This window comes from Nocardioides sp. NPDC057577, from assembly GCF_042801335.1.
Taxonomy (GTDB): domain Bacteria; phylum Actinomycetota; class Actinomycetes; order Propionibacteriales; family Nocardioidaceae; genus Nocardioides.
Map to the genome: position 1 here is coordinate 1 of NZ_JBHVGB010000309.1, position 2,414 is coordinate 2,414.

The following is a 2,414-nucleotide window of genomic DNA, read 5'->3' on the forward strand; positions in this document are numbered from 1 at the left end:
AAACTAGAGTTTCGTCGCCCACAAGTGCGGATTCGGCCCGCCAGAACTACGGTTTCGGCTAGACCGGGGTGGCGGGGCCGCCCTCGACGGGAGCGGTGAAGTCGACGGTGCGCTTGGCGTTGGCCAGTGCGGTGACGGTGGCGGTGCCGATGGTGCCCTCGCGGTCGAAGACCTCGGCGGTGCCGACGGAGATGCCCTCGTGGGCGACGTGGTCGATGGTGGCGAGGCCGACCTCCATCCCGGCCGGTCGCCGGGCGAGAGCGAGCGAGATGTCGGTGTTGATCCACTCGACGCCGTTGCTGCCCCAGTTGGTGACCATCGAGGTCGCGTCGGCGATCGAGGCAACGGTCTGGAACGGGGTCATCGGCTCCCCGGCGACGGTCGGTACGGCAACCTGCCAGGTGACGTGGCGCCCGGCGTTCTGGTGCTTGCCGAAGTCGTCGGACCAGGGGTTCTCGGAGACGAAGAACGGTACGTGCGGCTCGGAGGTCGGCGGCGCGACCTCGAGCGGCGGGGGAGTGGCGCGCCCGGTCGATGACCAGACCTCACCGGCCGGGTTCTCGCCGGCGAGCAGGTAGGTGCAGGTCGCACGTGCGACGACCCGCTCCGAGCCGTCCTCGGACGACTGGACCATCTCGGCGTCGAGCAGCGCGATGCGCGGGCCGTCGCGTACGACCCTCGTGCGGATCACCGTCGGCACCATCCGCGGCGGTCGGAACAGGTCCACGTGATAACGCGAGGGCACCAGTTCCGAGGCACGTCCGAGCTCCTCGATCTGGTCCTCGAGGCCGCGGGCGATCAGGCCGCTGGCGGCCACTCCGTGCATGTGGTCCTCGGCCCACATGCTGCGAGCCATCGGCGTAGGCTCGAAACCGTCATCGGTGCGCCGGAAGAATGCGAGATCCATGCGGACATTCTAGAACGTGTCCTAACTTCGGATTCAGTTGCGAAAACCGGTAAAGAGTAACGGTTCCGTCATCAAAAGCGCCCCGAAACCACGTACCATCGCACCACAAGCAGCCCCGATCGAAGAGGATGACGATGAGCACCACGCCTCCCTACCAGGTGACCGACCCCGCAACGGGCGAGGTGATCGAGACCTTCCCGTTCGCCACCGACACCGAGGTGGAGGAGGCGTTGGAGCGGTCCAAGAAGGCGTACGCAGCCTGGCGCTCGACCCCGATCGAGGAGCGTTCCGCGATCGTGAAGCGCGCCGCGGACCTCTTCACCGAGCGGGCCGCGGAGCTCGGCTCGATCATCCGCACCGAGATGGGCAAGAAGGCCTCCTCGGGTGCCGGCGAGGCCGAGTTCTCCGGTGAGATCACCGCCTACTACGCCGACCACGGCCCCGAGCTGCTCGCGGAGACCGACCTGCCCGGCCACGAGGGCAAGGCGGTCATCCAGCGTCTCCCGCTCGGCCCGGTGCTCGGTGTCATGCCGTGGAACTACCCCTACTACCAGGTCGCCCGCTTCGCCGCGCCCAACCTGGTCGCCGGCAACACCGTCCTCCTCAAGCACGCCGAGAACTGCCCGCGCTCCTCGGCCGCGATCGCGAAGATCTTCGAGGAGGCCGGCCTTCCCGAGGGCGTCTACCAGAACCTCTACGCCACCCACGAGCAGATCGCCACGATGATCGGCGACCCGCGGGTCCGAGCGGTCTCGCTGACCGGCTCCGAGCGGGCCGGCACGGCGGTCGCCGAGGCCGCCGGTCGCAACCTGAAGAAGGTCGTCCTCGAGCTCGGCGGCTCCGACCCCTACATCATCCTCGACTCCGACGACATCGACGAGGCTGCCGAGACCGCCTGGGCGACCCGGATGGAGAACGTCGGCCAGGTGTGCAACGGCAACAAGCGGATGATCGTGAACGAGGGCGTCTACGACGACTTCGTCGCGGCCCTCACCAAGCGCGCCTCCGCGATGAAGCCGCTCGAGGGCGAGGACGGCGACGACACGGTCTACTCCCCGCTGGTGGCCCGCAAGGCGGCCGAGGCGCTGCGCGCGCAGATCCAGGACGCCGTCGACAAGGGCGCCACGCTCCACGCCGGTGGCGAGATCTCCGAGGGCCCCGACGCCTTCTTCGCCCCCGCCGTCCTTACCGGCGTCACTCCGCAGATGCGCGCCTACACCGAAGAGCTCTTCGGCCCGGTCGCCGTCGTCTACAAGGTGAGCACCGACGAGGAGGCCGTCGACCTGGCCAACGCCGTGGAGTTCGGCCTCGGTGGCGCCGTCTTCTCCACCGACGAGGCCCGCGCGATCGCCGTCGCCCAGCAGCTCGACGTCGGCATGGCCAACGTCAACACGCCGGCCGGCGAGGGCGCCGACGTCCCCTTCGGCGGCACCAAGCGCTCCGGCTTCGGCCGCGAGCTCGGCCCGCTCGGGATCGACGAGTTCCTCAACAAGCGTCTGTTCTACGT

The 2,414-nt window shown here is 68.9% G+C and carries 2 protein-coding genes; one reads left to right on the forward strand and one right to left on the reverse strand.

The features are described 5' to 3' along the window. Positions 1 to 58: 58 nt before the first annotated feature. The gene (locus ACFU7D_RS29285) at positions 59 to 907 is read right to left on the reverse strand and encodes an acyl-CoA thioesterase domain-containing protein (RefSeq protein ID WP_378873952.1); all 849 of its coding nucleotides are present in this window, start codon (positions 905 to 907) and stop codon (positions 59 to 61) included. 134 nt (positions 908 to 1,041) lie between these two features. Between ACFU7D_RS29285 and ACFU7D_RS29290 the strand changes: the two genes are divergently transcribed. After that, on the forward strand, positions 1,042 to 2,414 hold a 1,373-nt coding region (locus ACFU7D_RS29290; protein WP_378873955.1), incomplete at its 3' end, for an NAD-dependent succinate-semialdehyde dehydrogenase.

Bases quoted from the DNA above. Each gene is read 5' to 3' on its own strand.
- ACFU7D_RS29285 (WP_378873952.1), bottom strand. From the start codon at position 907: ATGGATCTCGCATTCTTCCGGCGCACCGATGACGGTTTCGAGCCTACG.